Source organism: Anaerovibrio sp. (assembly GCF_045637405.1).
GTDB lineage: Bacteria > Bacillota > Negativicutes > Selenomonadales > Selenomonadaceae > Anaerovibrio.
Window position 1 is genome coordinate 1 of sequence record NZ_JAZTZI010000023.1, and the last position, 25,384, is coordinate 25,384.

A 25,384-nucleotide genomic window follows, 5' to 3' on the forward strand; every position below is an offset into this window, starting at 1 on the left:
TGTCCATCCGTTCCCTGGAGGTGAGTACCGGCTCCTTTGTCACTGAAAGCGACAATAATAAGAGAAACCGTGTGGCCGTTATTGGTAGCACGGTAGCTACCAATCTTTTTGGTACCACTAATCCTGTGGGAAATAATATCCGCGTAAATAATCAGCCTTTTAAGGTTATTGGCGTTTTGGAAAGCAAGGGACAGTCCTCTATGGGACAGGATCAGGATGATGTGGTCATCGTGCCACTCACCACAGCTATGGAACGCCTGATGGCCATGGATTATGTGTCCTCTGTGAATATTCAGGTATCCGATGCCAATAAGATGGATCAGGTTCAGGAGGATATTGAGGTGCTGCTGCGTCAGCGTCACAAGATAATCGGTGGCAAGGAGGACGACTTTAATGTCCGAAATATGACCAGTCTGATGGAAACCATGAGCCAGACCACCACTATGCTCACCATACTTTTGGGTAGTATCGCCGGCATTTCTCTGGTGGTAGGTGGTATCGGCATTATGAACATAATGATGGTGTCGGTTACAGAGCGTACCCGTGAGATAGGTATCCGCAAAGCACTGGGTGCCACCTTCCAGAACATTATGATGCAATTTCTGATAGAATCGGTGGTTATCGGTGTTATTGGTGGTATTATAGGCATTGGTCTGGGATGTGGCCTCTCCATGCTGGTGGGGAAGTTTGGCAATTTTACCACGGTTATTACACCTTTGCCTGTGTTTGTGTCCTTCAGCTTCTCTGTGGGCATCGGCCTGTTCTTTGGCATTTATCCTGCCAGAAAGGCAGCCAAGCTGGACCCTATTGAAGCCCTAAGGTACGAGTAAAATACAGTGAGAAGGTACATATGTTGAAGGCTTTTGCTTGAATTTGAGACAATAAAAATCCTGTTGCGATTGCAACAGGATTTTTTGATAGTCGTTATTTTGCGTTGTATTCTACTATCTTAATACCACGATGCTCATTCAAGTCAATGATATTATCCTGGTCAATCTTAATGAGCGGATGAATAGCAAGGTCATCAGGATAGCGAAGGATGGTACCGGTGAGACCATTGTTGAGAACTACAGTGGAGCCCAGGAAGGCATCCTTGATTCTCTTGAGGATTACAACACAGATTTCTGGATCCAGCTTGCTGTACATCAGCTCAGTAATTTTGGCAATGGCCGCAAACGGAGTCTGTCGAACAAAGCCCTCACGTTCTGTGGTGATGTTATCATAAAGATCTGCAATGGCAATAATACGGGAGAATTGATGAATCTTGTCCCCGCTAAGACCATCAGGAATACCACTGCCGTCCAATGCTTCGTGATGCTGCAGGGCAGCCAGCTTTACACCTTCGGAAAGCTCCGGACTGGTGGCCAGAATTTTGTAGCCATCGTAGGTATGCTGAAGATATGTTTCAAAATCTTCACCCTTTAATGTTTCCACCTGACGGTTCTGCAACCGTTCAGGGAAATGAACCTTTCCAATATCATGGAGAAAACCGGCAGTAATCAGGTCAGTGACCTGTCTGGATGGCATAAGAAGCCATTTGCCGATTACACCAGCCAAAATGGAAACACGGATGGAGTGGTTATATACATCGTCAGCCATGTGGTTAAGCTCATAGAGATAGTCGATGGCACCACTTTGCTTGGACATTGGCATAAGGTCTTCTTTAACCAGTTCCTTTGTTTTTTCAGCAGGAACCTTGTCATCCTTCAGAGTGGATGTAAAAATGTCATTTACCTCATGTACTACCTCCCGGTATTGGGCCGCAAACGCATTGCTGCGGTTAAACATGGCCATGACATTCTGGTAGTTTGGACTAAGTTCATATTCATCCTTAACATATACATAAGGAACATTAAGAAATTCCAGTCTGGTGATGTGGGCCTTGGTCAGCAAGGTATTTTCTGACAGTACCACCACCATATCGTCGTTGAGTATTGTACGAGCAAGCTCCATTCCCGGTTCTAACTCATCTATTGTTAATTCTTTCATACATAGCCCCTCCAATTTACTATTTACCATTGTAACATTCTATATGATATAGTAAAAATCCTACCATTGAGTGAAAAAATATGCGAAAAAATAGAGAAAAGGACAAAAGTCTGATAGGTAAAAAGTAAATTTTAATATTTTATCATTTTTCTCTTGCAATACATTAACGAACTAAAGTATAATATGCGTATTGAAATTGCAATAACTTATTCAAAAAGGAGTGTATTGTTTTATGAAGAAGATTTTGGCTATTTGTATGATGCTGGTTTTGGCTGTGGTAGCCCTGGCTGGCTGTGGTAATGATACAGCTAAGAAGGATGCTGCACAGAAAATTGTGGTAGGTCTGGATGACAATTTCCCACCTATGGGCTTCAAGGATGAAAAGAATGAAATCGTAGGCTTTGACATTGATTTGGCCAAGGAGGCCTCCAAGCGTCTGGGCTGTGAGGTGGAGTTTAAGGCTATCGACTGGAACTCCAAGGAGGCTGAACTGAAGAGTGGACGTGTGGATGTTCTCTGGAATGGTCTGGATATTACCGAGAAGCGTAAGGAAAATATGCTGTTCTCCGATCCTTACATGAATAACCGCCAGATTGTGTTTGTTGCTTCCAACAAAGGTGTTAAAATCTCCTCCGAGGCTGATCTTGCAGGTAAGGTAATTGGTACCCAGAGTGGTGGCACCTCTGAGGAATATTTCGAGGGCAAAAAGGATCTGAAGGCTTCCATGAAGGAAGTAAAGTATTATCCTGATTTCATCAATGCATTTATGGATCTGGAAAATGGCCGTATTGATGCAGTTGTTGGTGATGAGATTATTGGCCGCTACTACATCAGCAAGCACCCTGAAAAGATTACTGCCATCGACACTGTAATCGGTGATGTAAGCCAGTTCGGCTTTGCATTCCGCAAGGAGGATCAGGCTCTCCGTGACAAGGTACAGAAGGTATTTGACGAAATGATCAAGGATGGCACTGTTGCAAAAATTTCCGAGAAGTGGTTTGCAAAGGATATCACCCTCAAAAAGTAAAAGGGGATGAGTTGAGGTGCAGTTAGATTGAGCAATTAGGGCACGGTTCGTTAAGAAATTTTTTGTTGCATACCTTAATATTAGTGGAAAAAATCATTTGTTTGAGCGAAGCGAGTTATGATTTTTTACACTATATAAGTGCAAGAAAAAGTTTTAGAACCGGGACCGTCGCGAAAGATAACTGCACCTCAGCTCAGTTATTTTATGAACTGTTGCATTTTTGCAGCAGTTCTTTTTACTTTTCATTTGCTCCATTTTGATGTAAAATATATAGGCTTAATGCTTTCCTACGGTAAAGCACAAAATTAATAAAATGATTTAAAGGGGTTTCAAATTAATTATGGATAATTTGTTGCATACTGTTGTCCTGATGCTGGAGGGCACCCAGGTCACATTGCAGATATTCTTTATTACGTTGATTTTTTCATTGCCGCTGGGCCTTCTGGCGGCCTTCGGCCGTCTGTCCTCACTGAAGCTGGTAAGCCGTTTTATGGAATTTTACATCTGGCTTATGCGTGGCACGCCTTTGATGCTGCAGCTGCTCTTCGTTTACTTTGCCCTGCCAATGGTAGGTATTATGCTGCCAGATCTGGTGGCGGCCCTGTTGGCATTTACCTTAAATTATGCTGCATATTTTGCTGAGATTTTCCGTGCGGGCATTCAGTCAATTTCCCGTGGTCAGTATGAGGCGGCCAAGACCCTTGGCATGACCCACAAGCAGACCATGCGCCGCATTATTATACCTCAGATGATTCGTTACGTTTTGCCACCGGTAAGTAATGAGACTATAAATCTTGTAAAGGATACCTCCCTTATTTATATACTTGCCATGAATGACCTGCTGAGAGTGGCCCGTACCATCGTACAGCGTGAGTTTGATATGACACCATTTGTGGTGGCAGCCGTTTTCTACTTAATTATGACAGCCGTACTTACATGGGGCTTCAAGAAGCTGGAGGCATATTATGGAAAATATGACCAATGATAAAGTAATGCTGCGTTTGACGCAGATTCATAAAAAATTCGATGAGCTTGAGGTTTTGCGGGGCATTGACCTGGATCTGAAAAAGGGTGAAACCAAGGCAATTATTGGCCCATCCGGCTCCGGCAAAAGTACCCTGCTTCGTTGTATTAACCGTTTGGAAATAATCGATTCCGGGATAATAGAAATTAAGGGACGTGCTTTGGCCCGGAATAATAGTGAAAATGTGGCAGAATACGTTTCGGAAAAGGAAGCCAGGGATATTTTGTCCTGCACCGGCATGGTGTTTCAGCAGTTTAATCTTTTCCCGCACATGACTGTGATGCAGAATTTGCTGGAGGCACCGGTTCAGGTGCAGAAGCGTAAGAAGGAAGAGGTAATCCCCGAGGCGGAGGAGCTGTTGCGTAAAGTAGGTCTTTTTGAGAAAAGGGACAATTATCCTTCCCGTCTTTCCGGCGGTCAGCAGCAGCGGGTGGCCATTGCCAGAGCCCTTTGCATGAAGCCTGACATTATGCTCTTTGATGAGCCCACATCTGCCTTGGACCCGGAGCTTACCGGCGAGGTGTTGAAGACCATGCGGGAGCTGGCAGCGGAGCACATGACCATGCTGGTGGTTACCCATGAAATGGCCTTTGCCAGAGAGGCAGCCAACCAGGTGGTATTCATGGCTGATGGGGTTATTGTGGAACAGGGTCCGGCCCAGCAGGTTATCGATCATCCACAGGAAGAGCGAACCCAGGCCTTCCTCAAGAACATGCTTTAATTTTTCAGAATTATATGATAGAATTCTTACTTAGAAATTTATTCTTTATATAATTTGGTAGAAAATGAATTTTTAAAGCTAGTTCTATGGGTTTTAAAGCCCGTTTTGGGGGAATATATATTATGTACTTTCTTAAAGCTAAGGCCATTTATTTGCATTTTGCGGGTATAATGCTGCTTTTGGCTGGTTTTCTTATGTTTTGGTCCACCCAGGCTCAGGCAGCTACCTTTGCCCAGCGCATGGCAAATATGGCGGAGATTACCTCTGTACGGGTGAGCTCTGATAAGGATAAGGCCCGTATCGTATTGGATACCACCAAGGATGTTGCTATAAAAACCAGTGTTTTAAGTAATCCATCACGGGTTGTTGTGGATATTCATGGGGCCTGGATAAGTCCTGAGGCAAAAAAGACAATCAATATAGGTAGCCAGTTTGCCAAATCAGTACGTCTGGCTCAGTTTGACCCGAATACGGTGCGTGTAGTTATTGAAAGCACCATGAATGAAAGTAACCGTAATTTTTTCACATTAGCCGGTGGCAATACTGGTCATCGTCTGGTTTTGGATTTCGGTAATGTGGGTAAGGGCTCCGGGGGAGCAGCCATAGATTTTGGCAAGAACGGCTCCAGCTCGGGTAATACTGAAAAGCCACAGCCATCCACTGATGAACAGACCAGCACCCCTGTCACCAATTCTGAGGGGGATTCCGATAAGAAGGAAGAGGTTACCCCGGTGGTTGAGCCTGAATTTACTCCTGGCATTAAGGGGAAAAAGATTACCATAGATGCCGGTCATGGTGGCAGCGATGTGGGGGCCATTGGTCCAACAGGTGTTACAGAGAAAAGTGTAACCCTTCGTATAGCCTTGGAGCTGCAGCGTATTCTGACTGCAGAAGGGGCTGAGGTTATTATGACCCGCAACAAGGATACTGAGGTGTCCCCAAAGAAGGCTAATGCAACGGATATTGAGGAGCTTCAGGCCCGTTGTGATATAGGAAATAGAAATGATTCGGATATCTTTATTTCTATTCACATGGATTCCTTTACCAGCAGCAGCCCAAGCGGTACCACGGGATATTACTACGGAAAGGGTACCAAGGCTTCTGTTCGTTTGGCCCAGTATGTTTCTGATGGGGTGGTATCTGCCCTGTCTACAGGCCATAGAGGCGTTAAGAGCTGTAATTTCTATGTTGTGAGACATACCAACATGCCGGCAATTCTTTTGGAAACAGCCTTTATTTCCAACGAGAAGGAGGAACGCCTGCTGAATTCTGATGCTGGTATCAAAAAGGCGGCTTCCGGTATCTTGAAGGGCATAAAGAAATTCTTTGGCTGATGGGAAAATAGTATTTTGACAATATATTGAATATGGAAATATGTGAGGTTGAGTGATTTGGAATTTACTTTTTCTGATGAACAGTTTAATAAAGTAATCGCAGAGCAAAAGGCAGAGCGCATGAAGAGCCTTCGCCGTCACAAGCTGCCGGAAAAGCTCACTTTGGAGGAGGCGCTTAATGCCCTTACAAAGACAGAGCTGGAGGATATACAGTACAATCTGAATCTTCCTGTTGCCACTAATATTAATCGTGTCAAAAAGGCCGAGATGGTGGAGGCAGTGCTGCCGGAGGTTGTTAAATTTGCCCAGCGCTGGTTTGTCAGTGCCTTTGAGGATCAGAAGGATATTTTCGACTACGCATGCAAGCACAAGGGCTTGGCTGGTGATTTGCAGCTCGACGATGGCCGTCTGGACTATCTCCGTGGTATTGGTATCATGTATTGCGGCCTTTCTGATGGTAAGCTGGTTTGGTATATGCCAAAGGAAATTCAGAAGGAATACAGCAAGATTAACAATGCTGCCTTCCAGCAGGCTACTGCACTGAATACTGAAGTTATCCGTCTGGCCTCCGGTCTTGTATTCTATTATGGTGTAATGGATTATGACCAGCTCTATGCAAAGGTCAGTGAATATATTGACGATGAACTGGAATTTGCTGATTTTATCGGCATCATCCTTAACGGCGGCTGCTGGTATGACAATATTCAGGCCGGCAAGCATGAACTGATGTATTCTGAGCTCATGAATGTGGATGCCCTCCAGGCAGAGCAGATGAAGAATACCTCCATTGATTATGCCGATCTGCCATACGATAAAGTGTGGGATGCTGGCCAGGAATCCTATGTGGAGTCAACTGGTGCCTACAGGGCACTGGCCCAGTTCCTGATGAACAAGTGCAATCTGGACGTTCTGCAGGCCGCAGAGGCTGTCCGTTCCATTAATATCATTATTCAGAATGGCTATGGAATGAAGGAAATCGTGGGCTTCTTGAAGGATCAGAAGCTGGTATTGCCTAAGATGGAGGAGACCCAGGAGCTGTACGGTCTTATTGGTCGCTACAACAATACCCTCCCTAAATGGGTATTAAAGGGCCATACTGAGGATGAGCTGGCTAATATGCCTCGTCAGTCCGTGGTAAGGGTAGGAAAGAAGATTGGACGCAACGATCCATGCCCTTGTGGCAGTGGAAAGAAGTACAAGAATTGCTGCCTCGATAAAAATTACTAATTTTTTTCAAAAAATGCTTGCATTTTATTTTGAAATGCAGTATTATATCACTTGTCGACATCACCGACACAAATGATTCCTCGATAGTTCAGCCGGTAGAACGACGGACTGTTAATCCGTATGTCGCAGGTTCGAGTCCTGCTCGAGGAGCCAATGGCGCGTTGGTCAAGTGGTTAAGACACCGCCCTTTCACGGCGGCTTCACGGGTTCGAATCCCGTACGCGTCACCATTTAAAAACAGAGGGGATTTTCAATCCCCTTTTATACGGGCGCTTAGCTCAGCTGGGAGAGCGTCTGCCTTACAAGCAGAATGTCAGCGGTTCGATCCCGTTAGCGCCCACCATTTGGAATTTGAGACTACTAGTTTTTAGTAGTCTTTTTTGTTTGTTAATTTGCTTTTTTTCTATAGCTCTAATACAATGAAGGAAGGAGGGGGAGTTTTTATGGACACTCAGGAACGTCGGGCCCTGTTGCTGGAAGCCCTAAAAAAAGCCAAGTGTCCTCTTACGGGAGGATATCTTTCAAAAAAATTTAATGTAAGCCGCCAGATTATAGTGGGGGATATAAGCGTAATTAGAGCCGGTGGTGTTACTGTATATGCTACTCCAAGGGGCTATGTGCTGCCAGAGGATGAGGAGGCTCACGGCATTGTGGGGATAATTGCCTGCAAGCACGGTGCGGATATGATGCGCCGTGAGCTGGAAATCATCGTGGATAATGGTGGCTATGTCCGGGATGTAATTGTTGAGCATCCCCTTTACGGTGAAATAAGAGCTGATCTGATGCTTAGAAACCGCCATGATGTGGAGGTCTTTGACAACCGCATGAAGGAGTGTGACGGAATGCCTCTTTCCAGTGTGACCCAAGGCGTACACCTCCATACGATTGAGGTGCCGGATCAGGATTCTCTGGACCGTATCAAAAAAAAGCTAAGGGAAGAGGGCATCTGTGCCAACCTTTCAGCTAATAATCAGAAGTGAGTATTATAATACGAGGTACTGTGGGTGGGTACATTTTTATAAATAAAGATATATAGAGCAATAAAAAGTTTCTTAACGCGCTGGAACTAAATGTTCAATTCACCATATTCTTGTCCTATCCACTATACTTATTAAGCTTTTTACACAAGAGGTACGTATCTGCGATAGCTCTGAGCATAGGAAAAAGGAGGATGCAAAATGTCCTTTTGGAGTGACTTATGGCACAGCTTTGTGCTGAAGGACCAGACCTCAACGGAAAAAGGGTACGTCAGTGCCGTGGAGCAGACGGAACTCTTGGGCTGCAAGGGCATTGTGTCCCGGGAGCTTAGACCCGCCGGTACAGTCATCATCAACGGCGAGCCGATTGACGTGGTCTCTGAGGGAGATTATATCCCCAAGGGACAAGAGGTCAGGGTCATTTCTGTTAATGGCAACCGTGTGGTTGTAAGATAATATTATTCTGAAAGGGTGTATAAAATGGATGAATTATTGGATTTTCTGCTGGATCTCAGCGGAGTGTGGATTTTTTTGGGAATAGTATTCCTCTTTGTATTTTTACATTTTGTACCTTTGCGGTTGTGGATTGCCGCCAAGGCCGCCAATGTGCCGGTGGGTATCTTTACTTTGGTGGGGATGAGATTGCGTCAGGTTATACCTTCCCGCATCGTATATCCGCTCATCAAGGCCAACAAAGCTGGACTTAGCGTGGAGGTTAACCAGCTGGAGGCCCACTTCCTGGCTGGTGGTAACGTGGATAAGGTAGTAGATGCCCTTATCGCTGCTCATCGGGCCCAGATACCCCTTCCATTTGAGCGGTCCGCTGCCATTGATCTGGCTGGTCGTGACGTACTGGAAGCTGTACAGATGAGCGTTAACCCAAAGGTGATTGAAACTCCTGTGGTTTCCGCTGTGGCCAAGAATGGTATCGAGCTTAGAATCAAGGCCCGTGTAACCGTAAGAGCCAATATTGACCGTCTGGTGGGTGGTGCCGGCGAGCCAACGATTATCGCCCGTGTAGGTGAGGGTATTGTTACCACTGTAGGTTCCTCTGTAAGCCACACCGATGTGCTGGCTAACCCTGATGATATTTCCAAGACCGTGCTTGGCAAGGGCCTGGATGCAGGTACAGCCTTTGAAATTCTCTCCATTGATATTGCTGATGTTGATGTTGGCAGAAACATCGGTGCGGAGCTCTTAACAGATCAGGCTGAGGCCGACAAGCGCATTGCCCAGGCCAAGGCTGAGGAACGCCGTGCTATGGCTGTTGCCAAGGAGCAGGAGATGAAGGCATATACTCAGGAGATGGAGGCTAAGGTAGTTGAGGCTCAGGCCGAGGTGCCACATGCTATGGCTGAGGCCCTGAAGAATGGTAATTTAGGGGTAATGGATTATTATAATCTCAACAATATTAAAGCCGATACTGATATGCGGGACAGCATCAGCCGCAGTGCCGATGACAGCCCTCTTACTCCACCGCCTATTAAGTAAGCAAGATGAAAGCATACGGGCTTTCATCAGCCCTTACACGAAATCTAAAGTTCATCTTCATCTTTTAGATTCGATTCACTAAGATTTCATAGTAAAGCAGGTGAAAAGCTATGGATTATGTTATTCCAATAGTGGTATTTGCTTTGATGGTCATACTGGGCAACGTGCTGGACAAGAAGAAGCCCACCGCTCAGCCTATTCCAAAGGACTGGACACCGCCGGATATAGGGCGCCCACAGGAGCCACCACCTCCTCAGCATAGGCCTCATCATCCAGAAGAATATGCACAGGTTCATAATCCCTATCAGGAGTATCTGACCCGTCATACGGATGATTATGAGGAAAAGCATGAGGAACCGTCCCAGGACCCTTCATATACCACTGAGCATAGGAAAAAGCCTATGAGCGGCATGGCCCGGGCAGTTATCTGGGCGGAGATTTTAGGCAAGCCCAAAGCAACCCGTCCCAAGCGGTTTTAAAATAATATTTTGCACTATAAAAGGGATTCCCTATATCTTCGGGAATCCCTTTGCAGTTTTATTATCCATGGAAAATATTATTTTTACTTTCTCCCGAAGGCGAATAGCTTTACCAAAAGAAATGTTACTGGAATACCTAAAACAGCTGCAATCAGATAGCTGACTATTGGAGGATAACCCAGCCAGTTGTAGAATATAATAACAATAATATTTTGAATGATATAGTTTGGAATATATGATATAAAGAATTTTATGAAGCGGCTCACAGACAATGTATCATGAAATACAAAGCGGCTGTTCATCCAGCAGGCGCAGAGATTTGCCAAAATGTAACCAATGTTGAAGGTGAGATTGGCATCTGCGATAACGAAGGAGCAGAGCCAGGCCATAAAGGTACAGTTAAAGGTGTTGATACAGCCAATGACCAAAAACAGAAAGAATTCCTTCGTTAAAAAGTGATGCTTAGTTTTTTCTATTAAATTCATTATGTTCCCCTTTGGAATTTAGTATTGAGAAATAATTCCCCAACGCGTATAATATTATAGTATTTTGCATAGAATAAAGAATTGAGAAAAGAGATTATCATGAAGATTATATCAGTTGTTGTTCCTGTATACAATGAAGAAGAAAATATAGAGCATTTTTATAAGTCCATTGTGGATGTATTTGATAAGCTTGATTATGAATTTGAGCTGGATTTTGTAGATGACGGCTCAAAGGACCGCAGCCGTGAAATACTGCGGGATCTGGAGAATAAAGATTCCCGGGTTCAGTCTATTTTTCTTGCAAAAAATTCCGGACATCAGCTGGCTCTCACCTGTGGTCTTGACCATGCGGACGGGGCTGCGGTAATAATGATGGACGGAGATATGCAGCATCCGCCGGAGCTGATTCCTACCCTTATTGCCAAATGGGAGGAAGGCTATGAGGTGGTTCATACCATCCGCAAGAGTACGGAAGGGGTTTCAGTCTTTAAAAAGATTACCTCCGCCTATTATTACAAGATTTTAAATACCTTGTCCACCGTTCATATTCAGGAAGGCGGAGCTGATTTCCGCCTGATGGATCAGAAGGTGGTAAAGGCCTTCCGCCGGTATCGTGAGCATGCCCGTTTTATTCGTGGTATGATAGGTTCCATGGGCTTTAAGCAGACCTATATTGAGTTTGTGGCACCAAAGAGGTTCGCTGGGGTTTCTAAATTTTCTCCGCGGAAGATGCTTCATCTGGCAGTGGATGGAGTAATGGCCTTTTCCACCCTGCCACTTAGAATGGGGCTGTATATCGGCTTTGGCTGTGGCTTTTTGAGTGTTATACTGTTTTTGCATGTGCTGGTATCAAAGTTTGTGTTCAATGATGCGGTGGCTGGTTGGGCTACCATAACGGCCTGTATACTGTTTTTTGGTGGTGTGCAGCTCACAGTGTTGGGTATCATGGGAGAATATATTTCCCGCATTTATGAGGAAGTTAAAAATAGGCCGCTATATCTCATAGGCCGCGGCCGCCCTAAGGACGAACAGGATTAATTTACATAAAAAGGCAGGAACTGTTGGCTTTCGCCCAGTTATGGTGCTAAAAGCATTTTTTACTACGTAATTAGCAGCAAGAAAAATCGAACTCGCTTCGCTCAAACAACGATGTTTTCTTGCTGTGCAGGTTAGCAAAAAATGCTTTTTTACGCCCCATAACTTAATGCTCAAGCCAATCAGTACCTGCCTTTATATTGATATTGGATATATACTACATTTAAAAAGTGCCGGGATAATTGTATGGAACAATAGTCCACGGAGCGTTAAGAAGTCTTTTCTTGTCGTTCTTCTGCTTTAGTGGAAAAAATCATTTGTTTGAGCGACGCAAAGATGGTCTTGTAAAGGCGACGCGAGTTATGATTTTTTTCGCTATTGTTTAGGACAAGAAAAACTTTAGCGACGTGTGACGTGTGACAGACGGTTGTCCCGGCACTTTGTGGTTAGCAGGCAGTAACTATACTTAAAGTGCAGAACTGAGCGAAAGACAACAGTTTGTGCCCGTTTTTTGCTTTTGCATTGTTTTACGAACTAGAAAAGGGATTCCCTGTCCTCTGGGAATCCCTTTTCTAGTGTGTGTGTATTATATTTAGGAGAGTTACGCTTTTTTCAAAGCTTGAATATAATATAACACAATTGAAAATGATTTTCAATACCTAAATGAGAAAAATTTTCAAAATTTATGGGAAATAAAAAAGGCTGGCACAAAAGGGAAGTACCTAAGTGTCAGCCATCATATCATATTAGATTTCCGAATGCTGTACGGAATCAAACATATCTGTAATTTCTTTCTCCGGTTCCTTGTCCAGCAGGCTCACAACATAAATTGCCAGCAGGGAGAACAGGAAGCCTGGAATGATCTCATAAAGCCCAAAGAAAGCGAACTGCTTCCAAATAAGCACTGTAAGTCCTCCCACTACAATACCTGCCAGAGCACCGTTTCTGGTGGCTCTTCTCCAGAACAGGGACATAATAAGGGCAGGGCCAAAGGCTGCACCAAAGCCGGCCCAAGCGTAGGAAACCATATCCAGAATAAAGTTGTTAGGATTCATGGCCAAACCGATGGCCATAGCGGAAATAACCAGCACTGCGGTGCGGCTTACCCAGATAAGCTCATTTTGCCCAGCATCCTTTCGGAAAACAGAGCGGTAAAAATCCTGGGAGAAAGCAGAAGCAGCCACCAGCAGCTGGGCTGATGCGGTACTCATTATTGCAGCCAATACGGCGGACATGATAAGACCACCCACAAATGGAGTAAACAGCTCTTCGGTCATTACCAAAAAAACGGTTTCCACCTTTGGCCCGGTGAGGGTTTCAGTGAGGTAAACACTGCCAACGATACCTACGGCAACAGCCGCAGCCAGGGAAATGGCAACCCATACCATGGCAATGTGCATGGCATGGCTCAGTTCCTTGGAGGATTTGATGGCCATGAAGCGAATTAAAATATGAGGCTGACCAAAATATCCCAGTCCCCAGCCCATAAGGGAAATAAACTCAATGGCGGAAATGGTGGAGCCATCAGGTCCCAAGAAGGGATTAAAGAAGGTCGGGTTCATAATTTCCACTGCGGCAGCAGTATTAGAAACACCACCAAGGGCATAAACAGCCACGGCTGGCACCATAATAATGGCAAAGAACATCATGACGCCCTGGATGAAATCAGTCCAGCATACAGCCATAAAACCACCGGTAAGGGTATAGAATACCACTACAAAGGCTCCCAAAAGAACAGCTGTGGTATAGTCCAGTCCAAAGAGGGTGCTGAACAGCTTGCCACCGCTGACAAAGCCGGAGGAGGTATAAATTACGAAGAAAATAATGATAAAAATAGCCGGGGCAACCCGCAAAATGTTGCTGTTATCATTGTAACGGTTCTGGAGAAAATCCGGCAGGGTAAGGGAATTGTTGGCGATTTCCGTAAATTTTCTAAGTCTTGCCGCAATAAATTTCCAGTTGGCATAGGTGCCCAAGGCAAGTCCCACCGCAATCCAGCCAGCGTTCAGCCCGGCCAGATAAGCAGCCCCTGGAAGTCCCATCAGCATCCAGCCACTCATATCAGAGGCCTCAGCACTGAGGGAGGTAACCCAGGCCCCCAGCTTTCTGTTGCCAATGATGTAATCGTCCATGTTGTTTGTCTTCCTATAATAATACAGTCCGATAAACATCATCAGGCCCAAATAAATAACAAAGGCCGAAATAATTAATATATTATCCAAATGTTATTCCTCCTATATCAAAGCATAATACTTAAACATTATACAAAGAAGAATGGATTGTTGGCAAATGAGAAATCAAATCTTGTTAAATAAAAATCAAAATTAAGAAGGATTTTTTCTATTTTTAAAGAATTCTATTAGTTAGTAACCCTTCAAAGAATAGGGCAACTGGGACGTTTTTCCTTGAATTGCTCTACCAATTTTTGTATACTAGAAAAAACGCATATAGTTTTTTCGTATTTTTAGAAGGATTTTCACTTTTTTGGCGAATATTTATAGTGAGAGAAAAATACACGAAAAGCGCAGGTGATTGTTTGTGGAAAAAGTCAAGGTTATGGTGGTTGATGATTCGAGAATTAGCCGTATGATGGTGAGCTCCATGCTGGCCAAGACTAATTTTGAAGTTTGCGCAATGGCTGAGAATTCTGCTGAGGCAGTGGCTCTTTATGCTAAGACTAAACCGGATGTTGTAACCATGGACATGAATTTGCCGGATGCAGATGGTATCGAGTGCACCCGCCGTATTCATGCGATAGATCCAAAGGCAAAGATCGTTATGATTAGTGCCATGAAGGATGCCAAGCTGATTATGCAGGGCCGTATGGCTGGTATTGGCTCCTTCTTGCAGAAGCCTGTCAGCACAAATGAGCTTATTGATACGTTGATGATTATGTGTAATGAAAATGTTGGTGCAGTAGCTGTTTACAGGGAGTCCTATGTGACTACCTTTGCAAAGGTGCTCCAGCAGAGTCTGGTGTCTATTTTTGGTATCCAGAGTGAAATTGAGATTGCCCAAAATGAAGAGTCTGTCCTTCGTGTTGACGGCGTGGCAGCGGTAATTGGTATCGTTGGCGAGCCTAAGGGTCGTGTTGCGCTTTATATGGATTCTGAGACCATGTATAGTCTCAGCAAGGCTATGCTTGGAATGGATCCACAGGATGATTTGTCTGCTGATGAGGCAGAGGCTGCCATAGAGGAGGCAGGTAATATTATTACTGGTCGGGCTGTTTCCCGGATTAATGATGTGTTTAAGGACAAGGAAATGCGTATTACGCCTCCGGGTACAGTTATTGGTTCAGATATAATTCTGTCCAATCCTGAGCTAATTTCTTTTAATGTAGTAGCCAAGACATCTTACGGGGATGTATTCATGAATGTAGGGTTTGCGAGGGGAGTATAACTTATGGATGTAAAACTGGTTAATCCGTTTATTGACGCATTTACGACTGTACTTCCCCAGATGGGTTTTCCAACTCCACAGCGTACAGGTATGACTGTAAATAATCAAAATGCTGTAAGTCAGGGCGTAGCTGTTATCGTTGGTTTTACCAAGGAGATAAGGGGAAACGTCGTTTATAATATGAGTGAAGACACCGCAAAATTCATTGCATCCACCATGATGATGGGGATGCCGGTGGAGTCATTTGATGAGATGGCTCAGAGTGCTATTTCTGAGATGTCCAATATGCTGACTGCCAATGCAGCCACCAATCTCACAGCTCTTGGGCTGGAGGTGGATATTTCTACCCCGTCACTTACTGTGGGGTCCGACTTCCAGATTAAGATCAGCAACGAGCAGTATCTGTGCGTTGTTATGGATGTCAGCGGTCATCAGGTGGAGATTGATATTGCAGTTCAGCAGTAGCTTTATCGAATAATGAGATTTAAGGGATTGCCTCGGCAGTCCCTTTTCAATTTTTATTAATTATTTTGTTGGCAATAATCTATTTTTGGGTTATACTATACACAGTTTTGTTTAAATACAGAACCAAATGAATGTTCTATAAAAATGAGTAAGAAAAGGACCATTATGAACAAGGTTAAAGTGGTTACTTCCGGCTTTCAGAAGGACCTGACGGGCAAGCGTGAAAAGGTTGCCCATTTGGCTGAGGGCCAGTATTATTTCCGTAATAATAAGCATTATGTAAAATATGATGACAGTGACATAGACGAGGAAAATGTTATTGCCACTACCATCAAAACAGATGGGGGGAAGCTGACAATTTTCCGCCGGGGTGCCGTGGATACGGAAATGATTTTTTTACATGGGGAAATGACCCGAACCAGCTATCATACTCCTTATGGGCCTATGGAGCTGGAAATAAATACCAGACAGCTGGAAATCAATATGAATGAAGTTGAGGGCCGGGGTGAAATTGATCTTTTTTACGATTTGGCCGTTAATGGATCACCTGTGGGTGAGTATGAGCTTCATATAAAGATCAGCAATGCTGGGAGATAGATATCAATATATAAGGTATATATTAAAAAGTTTGGGAGGCTATGAATTTGGATATTAAGGATACGTTATTGGCTGCTATTGAGGAGGCTGCCAAGACTGCCATTGCCGATGGAGTTTTTCCTGAGGCGCAGTTGCCAAATATTATTCTCGAGGTTCCGCCAAAGAAGGAAATGGGTGATTTTGCCACTAACTTCGCAATGCAGTCTGCCAAGGCATTTCGTATGAATCCAAGAAAGATTGCAGAAGAGGTCACTGGCCGTATTAAGGGCGATTGGCTGGAGCGTGTTGAGATAGCCGGCCCAGGCTTTATTAATTTCTTTCTGAAGGCTAATGTCCTGTATGATGGCCTTAAGGCAATCATGGATCGTGGCGAGAGCTTCGGTCAGCTTCCAAAGAAGGATATGAAGCCAGTTCAGGTGGAATATGTAAGTGCCAATCCTACCGGACCACTTCATGTTGGCCATGGCCGTGGTGCTGCAGCAGGCAGTGCTCTGGTTAATGTAATGAGAGCTGCGGGGTATCCTGTAACTTCCGAGTATTACATTAATGATGCGGGTAACCAGATTAACAATCTGGCCCTTTCCGTTGATCATCGCTATCTTGAGCTTTTGGGCAAGGCAACTGAGGATACCTTCCCGGAGAATGGCTACCATGGTGCTGATATTATCGATACTGCCCAGCGCATCATCAAGAAGGACGGCGACAAGTACCTTAATATGTCCAGTGAGGAGCGTCTGAATATTTTCAAGGAGCTGGCCCTGACGGAAAAGCTGGCTGCCCTGAAGGAAGATTTGGCGGCCTTCAATTGCGAATTTGATGTATGGTACAGCGAGCGTACCCTTCATCCGGACAAGGTTAAGGCTGCTGTTGAGGTATTGCAGAAGAACGGCAAGATTTACGAGGAGGGCGGTGCCCTTTGGCTGAAGTCTACCGATTACGGTGATGATAAGGACCGTGTTGTAATCCGCGATAACGGTATTCCTACTTATTTGGCCGCAGACATTGCTTATCACAAGGATAAGTTTGAACGTGGCTTCGGTAAGCTGATAAATATTTGGGGCGCAGACCATCATGGCTATATCTGCCGTGTCAAGGCGGCCATGAGTGCTCTGGGATTTAATGCTGATGATCTGGATGTATTGCTTCTCCAGATGGTTCGCCTTCTCCGTGGCGGCGAGCTGGTTAAGCTTAGCAAGCGTACTGGTCAGACTGTAACTCTGGCAGAGCTTATTGAGGAGGTTGGCACTGATGCTGCCCGCTATTTCTTCATTATGCGCTCCATGGACAGCCAGCTGGACTTTGACTTGGATTTGGCAAAATCCAGAAGCAATGAGAATCCTGTTTATTATATTCAGTATGCTCATGCCCGTATTTGCAGCATTTTCCGTCAGGCGGAGGAAACGGGTCTTAAGGTTACTGATGGTGTTGATCTTTCTCTCCTTAAGGATGAGACTGAGATTGATATCATTAACAAGCTCCAGGAGTACGAGGAGGAAATTGAGCGTGCAGCGTCAGAGTATGCACCACAGCGTATTGCCCGTTATGCTTATGAGCTGGCAGGCAAGTTCCACAGCTTCTATAATCAGTGCCGTATCCTGGGCGTTGATGACAAGCTGGCTGAGGCCCGTTTGGCGTTGGTAACCGTTACGGCCCACACCATTCGTCATGCTTTGGGAATTTTAGGAGTTTCTGCTCCGGAAAAGATGTAATGAAACAATTTTTTATACTATAATACTAATTAAGGAGACTTTAGCGTGGATTATTTAAAGAGTACCGATGTAGAAGTTGCCGCTTATATTCTTGCAGAGCACAATGCTGATCTTGGCAATGTAGTGGATTCCTCCGCTTATGAGCCAATGTATTTCAAGGATCTGATTCTTGAGGTTATAAAGAGAAAGAAGAAGCCTGTTCAGTCACTGCCAGAGGCTATTTCTGAGATTTATACCCAGATTAACATGGACAGCCGCTTCACCTATAGAAATGACGGTATGTGGGGCCTTACTGAGTGGTACCCTGTAGAGAAGAAAAAGACTTCCCGCAGTGTTCGTACCGTATCCAAGGAAGCTGCTGCTTCTGAAAAGAAGAAGGCCAACGATACCCATAAATTCGAGAGCATTCAGGAAAATATGTAATTATTTAGTGTATAGGAGGATTAAGACATGGCAAAGTACATTTTTGTCACCGGCGGCGTTGTTTCTTCCCTTGGTAAAGGTATCACCGCAGCTTCACTGGGCCGTCTTTTGAAGAACCGCGGTTACAACATTACCATTCAGAAGTTTGACCCATATATTAATATTGACCCTGGTACCATGAGCCCTTATCAGCATGGTGAGGTATTCGTAACTGACGATGGTGCTGAAACTGACCTTGATCTTGGTCATTATGAGCGTTTTATTGATATAAATTTGACCAAGGGCTCCAATATTACCGCTGGTAAGGTTTATTGGAACGTTCTTAATAAGGAGCGTCGTGGTGATTACCTTGGCAAGACAGTTCAGGTTATTCCTCATATCACTAACGAAATTAAGCAACGCGTATATGATGTGGCTGCTGAGAGCAATGCTGACGTTGTTATCACTGAAATCGGCGGTACTGTCGGCGATATTGAGTCCCTTCCATTCATGGAGGCTATCCGTCAGGTTAAGAAGGAAGTAGGCAAGAACGATGTGCTTTACATCCATGTAACCCTGGTTCCTTACATCTCCGCTGCCGGCGAGCTTAAGACCAAGCCTACCCAGCACAGCGTTAAGGAGCTTCGCAGCATCGGTATCCAGCCGGACATTCTGGTATGCCGTACCGAGAAGCCTCTTACTGATGATATGAAGGCAAAGCTGGCTATGTTCTGTGACGTGGACAAGGAAGCTGTTATTGAAAATATGACTGCCTCCACCATTTATGAAGTGCCTCTTATGATGCAGTCCGAGGGCCTTGACCGCATTGCCATGGAAAAGCTGAACATGGATTATGTTCCGGTTAATATGGACAGCTGGGAGCAGATGGTTCATAGAATCAACAACCCTAAGAGGCGCGTTAAGATTGCTGTGGTTGGTAAGTACGTTGAGCTTCCTGATGCGTATATATCCGTTACTGAGGCTCTCCACCATGCAGGCATCTATAATGAGGCCGATGTTAAGATTACTTGGGTAAATGCCGAGACACTGGAGAACACCAAGAATCCGGACCTTGACGAGGTATTTGCCGGCTGCAAGGGTATTCTCGTACCAGGTGGCTTCGGTGATCGTGGCGTAGAGGGTAAGATTATGGCCATTCAGTATGCCCGTGAGAAGAAGCTGCCATTCTTGGGCCTGTGCCTTGGCATGCAGTGTGCAGTTATTGAGTTTGCACGTCACGTTTGTGGCATGAACGATGCCCACAGCTCCGAGTTCTGTCAGGAAACCACCCATCCTGTAATTGACCTTATGGAATCCCAGGTTGATGTGGAGGATAAGGGCGGCACCATGCGCCTTGGCGCATATCCTTGCAAGGTTCAGCCTGGTACCAAGACTGAGGCTGCCTATGGCACTCTGGAAATCAGTGAGCGTCATCGTCATCGCTATGAGTTCAACAATAAATATCGTCAGGAGCTTCAGGATGCTGGTCTTGTTATTGCCGGTACTCTCCCTGATGATAGCCTTGTTGAAATCGTTGAGGTTAAGGATCATCCTTGGTTCGTGGCTTCCCAGTTCCACCCAGAGCTCAAGTCCCGTCCAAACAACCCACATCCATTGTTCCGCGATTTCGTAACCGCAGCTTTGGAAATTAAATAATCAGACATAAAAAAAGGATGCAGTTTTTGGGACTGCATCCTTTTCGATTGATTGGGTTATTCCTCTGTGCCGGCAGGATTTACATTGATGCCCATTTTTTCAAAGAGCTCGTTAAAGCGCTTGGTGATTTCATCATGGGTATCCTTGGTAATCTGTGGCATTTCATCCTGTCCGATGGCTTCCTTCCAGGTGATTCCAGCCTGGCGGAATCCTTCTTCCACAGCTTCCTGCATCATCTTTAATTTTTCTGGGTCATTGCCTGCGATGGAGGTTGCCATATCCATGATACGGGTTGCCACCGCATCAACGGAATACTCGCCACCCTCGCTGACAGCTTTTGCAGCTTCCTCAGGGGTGGTTGCCACTTCCGGCAGTACAAATTTGTCCAGGCCGATTTCTACACCGTCAAAGTCAAATTTGAAAAGACCCTGGTCAAGGTAGCCCTGCAACTTGGCGTTTTGCTCAGTCAGGGTCTGAATCATCAACATATAGCTTCTGTCAATACCCTCCTGTAAGGCATCAACCTGTTCAGGTGTGAGCTTACCAATTGCAGTGGAGGCTTTTTGTGCTTCCGTGGAAATATCCAGGGAAAAAGCCTCAGTGGTGGTGGTTTCATTTGTCGCTTCATTGGTGGTGGTGCTCTTCGTGATGCTGGCCTTCACCGTTGCTGTCTGCTGCGACAAAGAAGAAATCATATTAACATCCATGTTCATCTTCCTCCTTCATCCTTAAAAGAAAAATTAAATACAAAGACAGAACACCTAATCCTATCTAACCGTATATCGTAAAATCAGTGAGGTAAGATTAAATATAATAAAATGTATACAATATATTTTATTAGTACAAAAGTTGCATGATGACTTTGTAGGTGCTACACTAGGCTATGTGCAAAAAATTACAAGGAGTGTAGATAATGCAGGATCATGGAAAGAAAATATTTCTGATTTCAATAGGCGTGGTTGTAGCTGTGATACTGGCCTTTTTTGGCTATCAGGGTTACAAGGCTAAAATGGAAGAAAAGCGTCATGCTGAGATTCATCAATCCGGGCATAGTACTGCTGTGGAGCATCTTAAGGCAGGAAAATGGGGAAATGCCATGGACACCTTAAATGGGTTGGGTGATGATCGTTGTGATGACTGTGAGACATTGCTGACTTATTCTTATGCAATGATGAAATACAAAGATGGTAAAGCAAGTGACGGCGGTATTACTACTGCTCATGACAGCTTTGAAGAGATCGGTGAAGATTATTGTGGGGACCTGTCGGATAATGTCCGTCGTGACCGTGAAAGGGTCAATGCTGATTATGAAAAAATGATGGCCCGCCAAGCTGAGGCCAAACGTCAGGAGGAGGCTGCCAAGGCTGCCCAAAAAGCGGCAGAGGAAGCAGAACGGGCCAATAATGTATATATAGGCGACTCTGAGGAAAAGGTACGGAGACTTTTCGGTCCCCCTGACCATGTAGGCCGCGCCGTGGTGGGAGATACTGAAACAAAGCAGTTTGTATACTACGCCCCAGGCCGTAATATCATCATTTACCTCCAAAACGGCAAAGTCGCAGGCTTTATGGATTAAATGCTGAATGTTTACAGTTGAATAAAAAAGGAAACCGTGGATTTTTTACTGCAAGAAGGCTGCAATAAAGTCCACGGTTTTTGGTATGATTATTTTTGTGCTTTAGCATCTTCACTCAGTTTACGCTCCCCATGGACATATTCTTCATTATATTTTTGACACATAAATGAACATAATTCTGAAAGATATTCCAGATACATCTGGTATCGTACATCAGGTGAAGGCCTTATTAACCATTCGGGGCCGGAATGATCTTCAGATATCTCATCTTTTTCATATTTACTAATAGTACGAATTAGGCGTTTTCTTTCTTTTATAAGTTCCATATAGGTGGCATTTTTTATTTGTTCTATAAACATATCAGGGCTTATCATCATAACGCTTTTCCTCCTATTAAATATTTAAGTTTGATTACATTTTATAAGAAATCTAAAGGTAATAAAAGAAATTCGCCCCAAAACATGGCTCCCCTCATTCAGCCTTTTACAGCTAGAAGCTGCTTGAAATACTTGAATTCAGGGCTTTTTCTTTTTCAGCAGGAAAAAACATTTTCATCTTGAAATTATATGATATGAAGAAATGGGGGTAAGAAAAATCCCATATAGCTTATAGATTTTTTTTATTCAAAATACGATAATGAACACCAAAAAAGGGGAATAACTATATGAAAGCAGAAGATAAATCGTTTTATTTTTTAGCTACACCAAGTTATTATGACATTCCTTTCTTCCAGAGGGCCTATGTATGGAATGAGGAAAACTGGAGCGAGCTATTTGGCAACCTTACAAGTAAGACCACGAATCATTTTCTGGGTTCAATAATATTAAAAAATGAACTGACAGCTGCTGGAAGTGTTGCCAGATTCTCAGTTATCGATGGACAACAGAGATTGACAACATTAAGTATATTATTGAGAGCCTGCTATGATCATATTGTAAAGAACGCTGCCAGATTCAATTATGATGAGTCTGATGTAAAAACATGCCAGGTTCAAATGGAAAGCATTTTATTTGTTCCGGAAGGGGGCATAAGGAAAAAGCTGCATGTCAAAATAAACCATTCCCATTTGGATAAAAAAGCATTTGAGAACGTAATAACAGGTAATTTGGATAAAGATGACAGATGGGAACGGTATGCAGGATTAGGCGCGGATGAGGAATGCAGTAATATTGTCAAGGCGTATGCTTATTTTAGAGATGAACTGGAAGATACGGATCAGGATACCATTGATTATTTATGGGAACTACTTACAGTTGATAAGATTAAGTTCTTGGTAAATATTGATTTGGATGTAAATGATAATGAACAGGCAATATTTGATACAGTTAATTCAGCGGGTGTAAGGCTTTCTTGTGCAGATACCATTAAGAATCTGCTTTATCAGAAATATGTTGAGTTATTAAGAGTAGAAGACCCTAATAATGCGGATGATAGAGCCATTAAAGAATATGAAGATACCTGGGTGGATGCTTTTATAGCTGATGAGAAAAAATATGCTTATTGGGAAGCGCTACATCAATATGGCCGTATGAGGAGAAGTACAATTGAAACGTTCCTTCATGCTTTTGCAGTTATAGAAGGTTTCTTTAATGCGGCAGATAATACAATGTCAGAGCTGCCACAGGAATATAGAAACAAAATACTAAACATGAATCTTATGGAGATGGAAGTATTTTTAATGGATCTTCATGATTATGCAGAGGTATATGAAGAATTTTTTTCTGATGTTGAGGAAGAACTGGAATATAGTGATTATATAGGAAGAACATTTAATATTTGTAATGTACTGGAAGTATCAACCTTTCATCCATATCTGTTAAAGCAATTATATGCTTTTAAAAAAGGAATAATAACAGAGGATGAGCTGAGAAATAATTTCTTTGGAATAGAAAAATATGTCATTTTAAATGCAATCTGCAAAGGAAGTACCAAAAACTACAATAAGGAATGTATACAGCTGGTAGACAATCGAAAAACACCTTCGGAAGTTATGGATAGCTGTGCCTATATTACTGAGCAGCGATTTGTAGATGGACTCAGGCGCATGACAACTAATAAAATTCCTACATTATTGTTATTTTGGGTAGAATTATATCAAAGACAACAGCTTAATGTAGATGTTATACGCCTTAAATATGGTTTTACCCTGGAACATATAATGCCTCAAAAATGGGAAAAAAACTGGAGCGATGTTCCATCATACGATAGAGAAGGTGATGTTGTCGAAGAAACAGATGATATTGAGAGAGTTAGAAGTCAGGCAATCTATGAAATTGGGAATATGACGCTGCTTAACTCTAAATTAAATACATCCATCAGTAATGGTAAATTTTATGACAAAATAAATGGAAAAGCTGGCAAAAAAGGAATAAAAGACCTTGCAGATTTAAGGATTACCAGAGATATTATTGGCAACGATGACTGGAATGAAAATAAAATCTATGCCAGAACCTTAGAATTAGAGAACAAAATAAGAGAAATATGGGATGCACAAACATTGCCAAAAGAAGTGCTTATTAAGGAAAGGCCTGAAAATGTTGGTAGGAAAAAGTTGAGATATTCTTTCTGGGAAAAAGCTTTACCGGGAATTCGCGAAAAAAATAATCAAGAGGCATTTATATATGTTAATCCAGGTACATCCAATGTAGTTTCATGTTCTGTTGGAATAAGTGGCTTTAATATTTGTTGTGTTGCAAATTACGATAAAGCCAGAGTAGATTTAGTATTTAGCAAGCGTGTATCAGAGGATAATAAAAAAGCATTTGATATCTTATACAAGCATAAAGATGAGATAGAAAATAAACTTAATATAAATCTTATTTGGGAAAGAGCAGATGATTATAAAAGCTCATGGATTTCACACAATTTGGAAGGGGTAAGTATTGCCAATGAAGGCGATTGGCTTTCAATGGCAGAGTTCTTGGGAGAATGGAGCTGCAAAATTAGACGGATTATGCTTCCATATTTACAGGAAGAATTTTATCAAGATATATTAAGTGTTAGAAGTCCACAAGAAGTTGAACGCTTATCGAAGATAGCTGAGATACTTAGAGAGTGGACAATTAAAAATGATGATGTAATAGAAAGAATTGAGAAAAGCAACAGAACTTGTACAAGATTTACCACTTCAACGATGTCTAAGATTTTACCAGATTTGAAAGATGCCCCAAGTGGATGGAATACAGATAACCATTATTTCTATGAAATAGTGAATAGAACTGGTAAAGATGTTGATATTAAATTGAGCTTTAGTTCCAGAAATATGACAGAGGATCAGCGTAATCTTATCTACAAAATTGGACAAGTTATAAATAGTAAACCAGCAAAAGAAAACTGGCAGTGGTGGGTTGCTTTTAGAACAGAGAAAGTCGTTATTCCTGAAGATCTGAATAAAGAGATTATTTTTAAGGGATTAAATTCTGCTTTGGGTGATATTTCTGATTTTGAAGGAGAAATACAGGATACTTTCGGGTTATAGGAATTAAAAGGGAAGTCACTCACAACCAAGGCCCCGGCGAAAAGCTGGGGCTTTTCGGTTTAGGAAAAACTGCAACGTAGCTTCTGATGGTATATACTTAAATATACCCTTGTGAGGGCAAATATTCCGCTATTAGCGTCGGCGTAATTTAACCACCTACGGGTCGGTTAGCATAGCCATTTCAGAGTCAGTATAAAATGACCAATACAACAGTCAGCTTTGTTGAGATTCGTCGTCTACAGATGAAAAAGGTGCTGCGACAAATGTCACAGCACCTTAAGCAATCTATTTGTAAACAAATAGTGAACGC

Annotated in this window: 24 protein-coding genes and 3 tRNA genes; 22 read left to right on the forward strand and 5 right to left on the reverse strand. The window is 43.3% G+C overall.

The genetic code is table 11. The annotated features are described in order from the left end of the window. On the forward strand, positions 1 to 830 hold an 830-nt coding region (locus ACKI5G_RS01840), incomplete at its 5' end, for an ABC transporter permease (protein ID WP_407397097.1). 94 nt (positions 831 to 924) lie between these two features. On the opposite strand, the gene ACKI5G_RS01845 is transcribed toward ACKI5G_RS01840, so the two are convergent. Then, complete coding sequence (locus tag ACKI5G_RS01845; protein WP_407397099.1) at positions 925 to 1,989, reverse strand: HD-GYP domain-containing protein; 1,065 nt, start codon at positions 1,987 to 1,989, stop codon at positions 925 to 927. Between the two features lie 232 nt (positions 1,990 to 2,221). Here ACKI5G_RS01845 and ACKI5G_RS01850 point away from each other — a divergent pair, with 232 nt between their 5' ends. The 12 genes from ACKI5G_RS01850 (at position 2,222) to ACKI5G_RS01905 (ending at position 10,269) form a co-directional block, all read left to right on the forward strand. Continuing rightward, positions 2,222 to 3,016 carry an amino acid ABC transporter substrate-binding protein gene (locus ACKI5G_RS01850; RefSeq protein WP_407397101.1) on the forward strand — a complete coding sequence of 265 codons (795 nt, stop codon included), beginning with the start codon at positions 2,222 to 2,224 and terminating at the stop codon, positions 3,014 to 3,016. A 340-nt stretch (positions 3,017 to 3,356) separates the two neighbouring features. Continuing rightward, a complete protein-coding gene (locus tag ACKI5G_RS01855) occupies positions 3,357 to 4,001 on the forward strand; it encodes an amino acid ABC transporter permease (RefSeq protein ID WP_407397103.1) in 645 nt (214 codons plus the stop codon). After that, positions 3,982 to 4,761, forward strand: coding sequence for an amino acid ABC transporter ATP-binding protein (locus tag ACKI5G_RS01860; RefSeq protein WP_407397105.1), 780 nt, complete (start codon positions 3,982 to 3,984; stop codon positions 4,759 to 4,761). The genes ACKI5G_RS01855 and ACKI5G_RS01860 overlap by 20 nt, the downstream gene beginning before the upstream one ends. Positions 4,762 to 4,883: 122 nt before the next feature. Continuing rightward, positions 4,884 to 6,095 carry an N-acetylmuramoyl-L-alanine amidase gene (locus ACKI5G_RS01865; protein WP_407397107.1) on the forward strand — a complete coding sequence of 404 codons (1,212 nt, stop codon included), beginning with the start codon at positions 4,884 to 4,886 and terminating at the stop codon, positions 6,093 to 6,095. 57 nt (positions 6,096 to 6,152) lie between these two features. Then, entirely contained in the window at positions 6,153 to 7,322 is a 1,170-nt protein-coding gene (locus ACKI5G_RS01870; RefSeq protein ID WP_407397109.1) for a YecA family protein, read from the forward strand. A 77-nt stretch (positions 7,323 to 7,399) separates the two neighbouring features. Then, positions 7,400 to 7,475, forward strand: a tRNA-Asn gene (locus tag ACKI5G_RS01875). 2 nt (positions 7,476 to 7,477) lie between these two features. Next, positions 7,478 to 7,552 (forward strand) — tRNA-Glu (locus ACKI5G_RS01880). A gap of 37 nt (positions 7,553 to 7,589) precedes the next feature. Next, positions 7,590 to 7,665 (forward strand) — tRNA-Val (locus tag ACKI5G_RS01885). Between the two features lie 100 nt (positions 7,666 to 7,765). Beyond that, on the forward strand, positions 7,766 to 8,302 hold the full coding sequence (locus tag ACKI5G_RS01890) for a transcription repressor NadR (protein WP_407397111.1): 537 nt from the start codon (positions 7,766 to 7,768) through the stop codon (positions 8,300 to 8,302). A 198-nt stretch (positions 8,303 to 8,500) separates the two neighbouring features. Next, on the forward strand, positions 8,501 to 8,755 hold the full coding sequence (locus ACKI5G_RS01895; protein WP_407397113.1) for an NfeD family protein: 255 nt from the start codon (positions 8,501 to 8,503) through the stop codon (positions 8,753 to 8,755). 24 nt (positions 8,756 to 8,779) lie between these two features. Further along, positions 8,780 to 9,790 (forward strand): flotillin-like protein FloA, encoded by a 1,011-nt coding sequence (gene floA, locus ACKI5G_RS01900; RefSeq protein WP_407397115.1) that lies wholly within the window; start codon positions 8,780 to 8,782, stop codon positions 9,788 to 9,790. Positions 9,791 to 9,900: 110 nt separating this feature from the next. Continuing rightward, positions 9,901 to 10,269 carry a hypothetical protein gene (locus ACKI5G_RS01905; protein ID WP_407397117.1) on the forward strand — a complete coding sequence of 123 codons (369 nt, stop codon included), beginning with the start codon at positions 9,901 to 9,903 and terminating at the stop codon, positions 10,267 to 10,269. An 83-nt stretch (positions 10,270 to 10,352) separates the two neighbouring features. Here the strand turns inward: ACKI5G_RS01905 and ACKI5G_RS01910 are convergent, their stop codons facing one another. Next, positions 10,353 to 10,754: a GtrA family protein gene (locus ACKI5G_RS01910; protein ID WP_407397119.1), complete on the reverse strand. Its 402-nt coding sequence runs from the start codon at positions 10,752 to 10,754 to the stop codon at positions 10,353 to 10,355. 99 nt (positions 10,755 to 10,853) lie between these two features. Here ACKI5G_RS01910 and ACKI5G_RS01915 point away from each other — a divergent pair, with 99 nt between their 5' ends. Further along, the gene (locus ACKI5G_RS01915; RefSeq protein ID WP_407397121.1) at positions 10,854 to 11,792 is read left to right on the forward strand and encodes a glycosyltransferase family 2 protein; all 939 of its coding nucleotides are present in this window, start codon (positions 10,854 to 10,856) and stop codon (positions 11,790 to 11,792) included. A 743-nt stretch (positions 11,793 to 12,535) separates the two neighbouring features. On the opposite strand, the gene putP is transcribed toward ACKI5G_RS01915, so the two are convergent. Further along, positions 12,536 to 14,011 (reverse strand): sodium/proline symporter PutP, encoded by a 1,476-nt coding sequence (gene putP / locus ACKI5G_RS01920; RefSeq protein WP_407397123.1) that lies wholly within the window; start codon positions 14,009 to 14,011, stop codon positions 12,536 to 12,538. Between the two features lie 316 nt (positions 14,012 to 14,327). Here putP and ACKI5G_RS01925 point away from each other — a divergent pair, with 316 nt between their 5' ends. The 6 genes from ACKI5G_RS01925 (at position 14,328) to ACKI5G_RS01950 (ending at position 20,020) form a co-directional block, all read left to right on the forward strand. Then, positions 14,328 to 15,191 carry a response regulator gene (locus ACKI5G_RS01925; protein WP_407397125.1) on the forward strand — a complete coding sequence of 288 codons (864 nt, stop codon included), beginning with the start codon at positions 14,328 to 14,330 and terminating at the stop codon, positions 15,189 to 15,191. A 3-nt stretch (positions 15,192 to 15,194) separates the two neighbouring features. After that, positions 15,195 to 15,656 (forward strand): chemotaxis protein CheX, encoded by a 462-nt coding sequence (locus ACKI5G_RS01930; RefSeq protein WP_027397352.1) that lies wholly within the window; start codon positions 15,195 to 15,197, stop codon positions 15,654 to 15,656. Positions 15,657 to 15,800: 144 nt separating this feature from the next. After that, a complete protein-coding gene (locus ACKI5G_RS01935; RefSeq protein WP_407397127.1) occupies positions 15,801 to 16,253 on the forward strand; it encodes a DUF1934 domain-containing protein in 453 nt (150 codons plus the stop codon). Positions 16,254 to 16,300: 47 nt separating this feature from the next. Then, positions 16,301 to 17,962 carry an arginine--tRNA ligase gene (gene argS / locus ACKI5G_RS01940; protein ID WP_407397140.1) on the forward strand — a complete coding sequence of 554 codons (1,662 nt, stop codon included), beginning with the start codon at positions 16,301 to 16,303 and terminating at the stop codon, positions 17,960 to 17,962. 45 nt (positions 17,963 to 18,007) lie between these two features. Next, complete coding sequence (gene rpoE, locus ACKI5G_RS01945; protein WP_039206266.1) at positions 18,008 to 18,385, forward strand: DNA-directed RNA polymerase subunit delta; 378 nt, start codon at positions 18,008 to 18,010, stop codon at positions 18,383 to 18,385. A 27-nt stretch (positions 18,386 to 18,412) separates the two neighbouring features. Continuing rightward, positions 18,413 to 20,020, forward strand: coding sequence for a CTP synthase (locus ACKI5G_RS01950; RefSeq protein WP_407397130.1), 1,608 nt, complete (start codon positions 18,413 to 18,415; stop codon positions 20,018 to 20,020). 56 nt (positions 20,021 to 20,076) lie between these two features. Here the strand turns inward: ACKI5G_RS01950 and ACKI5G_RS01955 are convergent, their stop codons facing one another. Next, positions 20,077 to 20,727, reverse strand: a complete 651-nt coding sequence (locus ACKI5G_RS01955) for a hypothetical protein (RefSeq protein WP_407397132.1) — start codon at positions 20,725 to 20,727, stop codon at positions 20,077 to 20,079. A 206-nt stretch (positions 20,728 to 20,933) separates the two neighbouring features. Here ACKI5G_RS01955 and ACKI5G_RS01960 point away from each other — a divergent pair, with 206 nt between their 5' ends. Then, a complete protein-coding gene (locus ACKI5G_RS01960) occupies positions 20,934 to 21,596 on the forward strand; it encodes a hypothetical protein (protein ID WP_407397134.1) in 663 nt (220 codons plus the stop codon). A gap of 89 nt (positions 21,597 to 21,685) precedes the next feature. On the opposite strand, the gene ACKI5G_RS01965 is transcribed toward ACKI5G_RS01960, so the two are convergent. Beyond that, a complete protein-coding gene (locus ACKI5G_RS01965; RefSeq protein WP_407397136.1) occupies positions 21,686 to 21,973 on the reverse strand; it encodes a hypothetical protein in 288 nt (95 codons plus the stop codon). 287 nt (positions 21,974 to 22,260) lie between these two features. Here ACKI5G_RS01965 and ACKI5G_RS01970 point away from each other — a divergent pair, with 287 nt between their 5' ends. Beyond that, complete coding sequence (locus ACKI5G_RS01970; RefSeq protein WP_407397138.1) at positions 22,261 to 25,074, forward strand: DUF4268 domain-containing protein; 2,814 nt, start codon at positions 22,261 to 22,263, stop codon at positions 25,072 to 25,074. The last annotated feature ends 310 nt before the right edge of the window (positions 25,075 to 25,384 follow it).